Genomic DNA, 6,040 nt, shown 5'->3' with positions numbered 1-6,040 from the left:
ACTACTATCTATCTGCTGGTGCTTTCCACATTGGCACCTCTTGCCCATACGAATTACTTTTCTTAGTTAATACTATATTTAGCAACTTTGCAGCTTTAATAGCATCATCAAAAAATAACTCATAAAGATCTCCCAGTCTATATAATAGCAGATGATCTTGATAATGAACTTTTACGTTCAAATATTTCTCCATCACAGGTGTGTTTTTTCTCTTACGAAGTTCATAACATTTTTAAATACGTTGTATTAGCAATAGCTTCAACTTTATTATATGGACAATATAGAATTTACATAGGAATACTTTATACTATACAAAGGCAATACTATTATTTTTTTTTTTGTTTAGAAAATTGTGCATATGTAATGGATTTGTGGTAGACTCTTCTATAAGCCATAACTTACAACTAAAATTATATAGAATTTTGGCTTTTTGAAAAGCCTAAACTGCCATTTGCGGAAGGTTTACATGTAATCTTTTTGTCAAACTGAATTACAGCGTAAAAATAGCAACCAGAGAAAAAAACAGAAAACCTCCTCTATTTCCGTCTTCGGGCAAAATTAAAAATAAAGAGGTTTTTATTTCCATACATACAAATAAAATTAAGCCTTATTTTCATTCTTGACTTTTTGAAAATAACATAGACTATAAAAACAGTGTGCTAGGTTGGCAAATGAATATCAAAGAATTATATCAGGTAAAGTTATCAATGCATTAGCTGGCTACCGAGTATTTGTATCTAACCCTTGCTACCAAAATTTGAATGGAATAATGCCTTAGTCAACAGCCTTTCCAGAGCAGACCATATTTTGGGTATGTCATCCAGGGAAGGAGCTAAATTGCCTAATCCTCATCTTCTCATGTGACCTTTTATAGCACGTGAAGCAGTTATTTCAAGTAGAATTGAGGGAATTTAAGTAACTCTTGGCGAAATTTTAGTTCAAGAAGCAGGCACTAATGTAGATTGTAATCCCTATAATCCACAAGAAGTGCACAACTATATATTACACCCGATTATGGATTGAAACGTTCACAATCTCTTCCACTGTTGCTTTAGCCGATTAAAGAAATTCATGAAAAACTTATGCAAGGTATAAGAGGGTTTCATGCAACCCCAGGGGAATTTTGCCAGGTATAAAATTGGATTGGAAGTCTAGGGTGTATAATAAACACAGCAAAACATGTGCTACCAACATCAAATGAATTTATAGGTTGTCTGGATTCTTTTGAAAAGTTTCTGTACGATAGGACACTATTCTACTCATACACATAGCTTTATATCATTATCAATTTGAAGCGATTCATTCATTTTTAGACGGTAACGGGCACATTGGACATCTATTGATAACATTACTCCTCATCGAAAGAAAATTATCATCATCGCTTTTGTTATATTTAAGTGCATCTTTCGAAGCAACGAGAAGCGAGTACTATAAACAGCTTTACAATATAAGCAGCAAAGGCACGTGGCACGATTGGCTTTCTTGTTAAATGGTGTGGTATTGCAATTATTGGACGTATTATCAAGAGCAGAGCGAATTAACAATCTAATTACAGATTGGCAAAATCATAAAACCGAAGGAGTTGCTAGTGATATTATAAGATACCTAGCTGTAAACCCTTATTTTACTATAAAGAAAGTAGTTGAAAGCTTAGGTATTACATTTATAATAGTCCAAAGAGCAACAATGAAACTTGAGGATTTAGGTATTGTTTCACAAGCTTCTGAGGGAAAGAGAGGTTAGGTTTATTATGTAACTGATATTTTGAATGTCTCAGAAGAGTTAATTTAGGATTACAGGAAATTTTGACAGTACATATCCCTATACCTAACACACATCTCAGTGATTATAATATCCAATTTTTGATCATGTTCTTCTACTAGTAAATCTTTACAATATTGTTCTTCGTAAGCTACGCCTATAAATACTTTCCCAAGTGGTCGTAACTCTTTTACCACAGCATCATACCAACCACCACCAAAACCCAATCTATTGAGATGATCATCAAAAGCAACAACAGGAGTGATAATCGTATCGGGGATTATGTCTTCACTTGTTTTATTCCATTCCTTAAATCTCAGTAGCTTATTTTTATCAGAAACTGCCACCTTATAACCTAGACCGAGCAAATTATACATCAAAGGTACAACATTTATTTCCCCGTCAATTGGAATGTAAGCAGCAACTGTTTTGCCTTTAACGTAACTTAAGTTCTGATTAAAGAGATTAATAAGGGAATTCGTTGCATAACTGGAATAACCCTCATCAATATTTTTTCTTATAGCTCTATATTGCTCTCTTATCTCTTTTTTTTGTTGTTTAATATCTTTGAGCATGATCTATCCATTTTGTAGTGAGTTTTTCTTGTAAATTGTTTTGTTTCAAGCGCTCACTTAAAAAATCAAAATCAATAAACTCCATAGCCTGGTCTTGGTTATTGCAACTATACACATAACTCTCTTCCCCTGTTTTTATATTTACATGTCGCTGCACACACTGAGCGCAGATTTCCTTCATCATACACTGCATAGGAGAATTGATCGATGATATTGCCACGTGGCCTGATTTCAGATATGGCTTTAAAATTGTTTTTCTCGCTTTATTTACAGCCTTCATCATTTTATCTGAACCGATAGTGATAATTTTATCTATAGCATTTAAATTAATCGCAGCATTACCTAATATTTCCTGTTGGTAAGAGATTATTGCATCAATTACATTACCATGAAAGGATTTGTCTTGATCTCTGCTTGTTTCTATCAAACCTTCTTCACATGCCCAAACTACCGCACTTGATGCATGTTCTATTAGTGTTCGTTTAAATACGTCATTTAACTTCCTATAGCCAGCAAAGTACAAAACCTTATTATTATTTTCAATGCATGCTTTCCCTATTGAAAATAACACTGCATTTCCAACTCCACCACCAATTAGCATTACATTCTTCATGTACTATTCTAACCATAGAAGCTTATTCTGTTCAAATTTTCTGAAGTTTTATAGAAAAACTGATTTTGAAGGGGGACGGTAAATAAAATGCTTGTGCTTTACCTATGCTAAAGTAAAATTAAACTTTACTCAGTAGTTTTTATGCTCGATAAAATGTACGAAGAGTGCGGAGTATTTGGTATAAGCTGCAATAAAGATTCTGCCTTTGACTCTATACTAGGTCTTCATGCTTTGCAGCACAGGGGTCAAGAATCTTTTGGCGTAGTAACAAGTAACAACGATAAGTTACATTCTTATCACTTTCAAGGTCAGGTGAGTAGTGTACTTGACAATATAGATGAAATAAAAAAATCCTTGCCTGGAAATTATGCAATAGGTCACGTTCGATACTCAACAAGTGGCAATAAATCTGGAGTGCAGCCTATCCTTGGCAAAAGTAACAAGTTTGGAGATTTTGCCATAGCACATAACGGTAACTTAATTAATATTTCTCCAATACGCGAGCAGTTGATTAAACAGGGACGCGTTTTTCAATCAGATATTGATACAGAGGTGGTAGCGCGTTTGGTAGAAGCCAATACGAAAAATAGCTTTCTAGAGAGTTTCATACATGCATTAAAGCAAATACAAGGCGCTTATTCTTTTGTAGCAATCAACCGAGAAGTAGTTGTTGGAGTACGTGATTCAGCAGGAATCAGACCTCTTGTTTTAGGAAAATTGAACAGCTCTTACGTGCTCGCATCTGAGACTTGCGCCCTTGATATAGTAAATGCAGAGTTTATTAGAGGAATAGAACCAGGTGAACTAGTTACTATCGATCAAAACGGTAATCTAGCTTCAGCATTTCCTCTTTCTCAGCAAAAGTCAAGTTTCTGTATCTTCGAATACATTTATTTTTCAAGGCCAGACAGCATAATAGAAGATAGGTCCATATATGATATAAGAAAAGAGATAGGAAGAACACTTGCAGAAGAGAGTCCACCGAAAAACAATGTGGATATGGTTGTACCAATACCTGATTCTGGAATACCTGCAGCCATCGGATACACAAAATATTCAGGATTACCTATAGAACTCGGAATAATCCGTAATCATTACATCGGAAGAACTTTTATACAACCAACCGCTGAAGTACGTAAAGTTAGAATAAAATTAAAATTTAACGCTAATAAGGACATTTTAAAAGGTAAGAACATAATTTTAATAGACGATAGTATAGTACGTGGTAGTACACTAAAAAGCATAATAGTTATGCTAAAAGATGCAGGAGTAAAAGAAATTCACCTAAAAATCTCAAGTCCACCAATTAAGTATTCTTGTTTTTACGGAATTGACACACCAGAGCGCAAGGATCTAATTGCCGCAAGTAAGTCTGTAGGGGAAATAGAAGCAAGTATAGGGGTAAATAGTTTAACCTTCTTAAGCATCGATGGATTATATCAGGCTGTTAACGGAGAGAAACGTAATAACATAGCACCGCAATACTGCGATGCCTGTTTCACTGGCGATTATCCGATTGGTAAGTAATCTAAGCAAGGTCACTGGAACTCGGTTTAGAAAATTTTAAACCGCCAAAACTTTTCTTTGCCTTTACTGATCCCAATTCTTGGAGTGCAAACATAATCCGGGTTGAGGTAGGATTCGTAAACACAAAATTCGTGGCTTATAGTGAGATCTAATTTGTTATGTTCTCTTGTAATATTTAATCTTTTGCACAATATTCCCGGCCCGCTTAAATTTGCTTTAAGCGGTTCAATAAGTTTTAACCCTCGTACTAGAACTGCTGCTGGGAACCCTTCTGTTTCTGTTACAATGTTTAAGCAATAGTACATCCCATATATAAAGTACACATATGAAAACCCCGGTATACCAAACATTACTGAGGTCCGATCAGTATAACCTCGTGCTGCATGACAAGCTGGGTCATCCATTCCTATATATGCTTCAACTTCAGTTATCACTCCACTGAAATTGGAAATTTTTAGTATTTTTCCTAATAACTCCCCAGCTACAACCAAAGTTGGCCGTTCGTAGAAATTTCTTGGTAGTATTTCATTGTTCATTATAAAAGTATAAGTCACTTGCATCTACAAGCGACTTATACTATTTTTGCTTTTTCCTACTTACTCACTTGAGCAGAGAGAACTTGTTGTGCTTGCGATGTGCTCACATCTGCCAGCCGAGATAAAACTTCTGTTGTTTCAGAACCTTTTTGTTGTAATTGTGGCAATTCTAGTGCTAACGCTTCGTGTAAAGGTTTTGCCTCATATTGTCTTCCTACCTTTATCTCTTTATGCGCTTTTAACTGCTCTTCAGTTATTCCATTACCCTCAATAAGTTTTATAGAGCCATCATCCTTCATGAGGATTTTAATCTTACATTCCTTGCCTTCACAATACCATCTCAAATCCATCTCATATGACCCATTAGCCACTTCATAAATCCTTGTCCCATGTTCATCGATCCGGCAACGAATTCCTCTTGTATTACTTTTATCAGGAAAGCAAAACGTAATTGTTTTTACGTCATATTCTTTGCATACACTACCACTTAGAAGATCTGCCATGTTTATTTCTTTTACATTATTATTCAGCACTATTCTTATAGCAGGCTTAACACTATTATCTTCATTTTTACTTTCTTTGAGCTTTACAAGTTTCATGGTATCACTTTTTATTTTTTGAGATATCTCTTCTTTAATTTGTTCAGCAACTTTGCCTATAATCTCCTTACCATTGTACTTATTCTCCTCAGCAGTATATCTATACATACCATTACTATTCTTACGAACATGAGGTTTTGTTCTTACTTTATTAGTAATATTAGTAGAAGGGTTGTTTTGTAATTTAAAGAACTTATCCCATTCTTCCTTACTATTAAGAGTAACATATTTATCCTTATCCGGTGTTGACCCAGATACGTCTTGAGTATTCAAAGCTGGGTTATTACTAGCAGAGCTGTTGCAAATATTTTGATCAGCAACTAATATAGTTTCAGTACTATTACTAGCTAACATATATGCCTCCATTATTGTTAACACATGACACTAGCATATAAGTACTATATCAATTAGTCAACACTTAATTATGGT

Annotated in this window: 7 protein-coding genes and 1 pseudogene; 3 read left to right on the top strand and 5 right to left on the bottom strand. The window is 34.6% G+C overall.

Translation table 11 applies throughout. The annotated features are described in order from the left end of the window. Nucleotides 1–16 precede the first annotated feature (16 nt). Nucleotides 17–193, bottom strand: a pseudogene (locus CCY16_RS01510) (MutS N-terminal domain-containing protein); the annotation flags it as partial. 1,059 nt (nucleotides 194–1,252) lie between these two features. Here CCY16_RS01510 and CCY16_RS06870 point away from each other — a divergent pair. Beyond that, nucleotides 1,253–1,489, top strand: coding sequence for a Fic family protein (locus tag CCY16_RS06870; RefSeq protein WP_218916634.1), 237 nt, complete (start codon nucleotides 1,253–1,255; stop codon nucleotides 1,487–1,489). A gap of 5 nt (nucleotides 1,490–1,494) precedes the next feature. Beyond that, nucleotides 1,495–1,743: a hypothetical protein gene (locus CCY16_RS05770; protein ID WP_218916635.1), complete on the top strand. Its 249-nt coding sequence runs from the start codon at nucleotides 1,495–1,497 to the stop codon at nucleotides 1,741–1,743. A 50-nt stretch (nucleotides 1,744–1,793) separates the two neighbouring features. On the opposite strand, the gene CCY16_RS01500 is transcribed toward CCY16_RS05770, so the two are convergent. Together CCY16_RS01500 and CCY16_RS01495 are read right to left on the bottom strand one after the other, a co-directional pair. Continuing rightward, the gene (locus CCY16_RS01500) at nucleotides 1,794–2,336 is read right to left on the bottom strand and encodes a 5-formyltetrahydrofolate cyclo-ligase (protein ID WP_088414422.1); all 543 of its coding nucleotides are present in this window, start codon (nucleotides 2,334–2,336) and stop codon (nucleotides 1,794–1,796) included. Continuing rightward, nucleotides 2,320–2,949, bottom strand: coding sequence for a ferredoxin reductase domain-containing protein (locus CCY16_RS01495; protein WP_088414420.1), 630 nt, complete (start codon nucleotides 2,947–2,949; stop codon nucleotides 2,320–2,322). Before CCY16_RS01495 ends, CCY16_RS01500 begins: the two co-directional genes overlap by 17 nt. Nucleotides 2,950–3,090: 141 nt before the next feature. Between CCY16_RS01495 and purF the strand changes: the two genes are divergently transcribed. Beyond that, nucleotides 3,091–4,476: an amidophosphoribosyltransferase gene (gene purF, locus CCY16_RS01490; protein ID WP_088414418.1), complete on the top strand. Its 1,386-nt coding sequence runs from the start codon at nucleotides 3,091–3,093 to the stop codon at nucleotides 4,474–4,476. Nucleotides 4,477–4,502: 26 nt separating this feature from the next. On the opposite strand, the gene CCY16_RS01485 is transcribed toward purF, so the two are convergent. Together CCY16_RS01485 and CCY16_RS01480 are read right to left on the bottom strand one after the other, a co-directional pair. Further along, complete coding sequence (locus tag CCY16_RS01485; protein ID WP_088414426.1) at nucleotides 4,503–5,012, bottom strand: DNA-3-methyladenine glycosylase; 510 nt, start codon at nucleotides 5,010–5,012, stop codon at nucleotides 4,503–4,505. Between the two features lie 56 nt (nucleotides 5,013–5,068). Beyond that, complete coding sequence (locus CCY16_RS01480; RefSeq protein WP_088414416.1) at nucleotides 5,069–5,977, bottom strand: hypothetical protein; 909 nt, start codon at nucleotides 5,975–5,977, stop codon at nucleotides 5,069–5,071. Between the last annotated feature and the right edge of the window lie 63 nt (nucleotides 5,978–6,040).

This window comes from Wolbachia endosymbiont of Wuchereria bancrofti (assembly GCF_002204235.2).
GTDB lineage: Bacteria > Pseudomonadota > Alphaproteobacteria > Rickettsiales > Anaplasmataceae > Wolbachia.
This window is presented reverse-complemented; position numbering and strand designations above follow the sequence as displayed.

What these genes read in the sequence shown, in the direction of transcription:
- CCY16_RS01485 (WP_088414426.1), bottom strand. Translation starts at nt 5,012, where the DNA reads ATGAACAATGAAATACTACCAAGAAATTTCTACGAACGGCCAACTTTG.
- CCY16_RS01495 (WP_088414420.1), bottom strand. Translation starts at nt 2,949, where the DNA reads ATGAAGAATGTAATGCTAATTGGTGGTGGAGTTGGAAATGCAGTGTTA.
- CCY16_RS01500 (WP_088414422.1), bottom strand. Translation starts at nt 2,336, where the DNA reads ATGCTCAAAGATATTAAACAACAAAAAAAAGAGATAAGAGAGCAATAT.
- purF (WP_088414418.1), top strand. Translation starts at nt 3,091, where the DNA reads ATGCTCGATAAAATGTACGAAGAGTGCGGAGTATTTGGTATAAGCTGC.
- CCY16_RS01480 (WP_088414416.1), bottom strand. Translation starts at nt 5,977, where the DNA reads ATGGAGGCATATATGTTAGCTAGTAATAGTACTGAAACTATATTAGTT.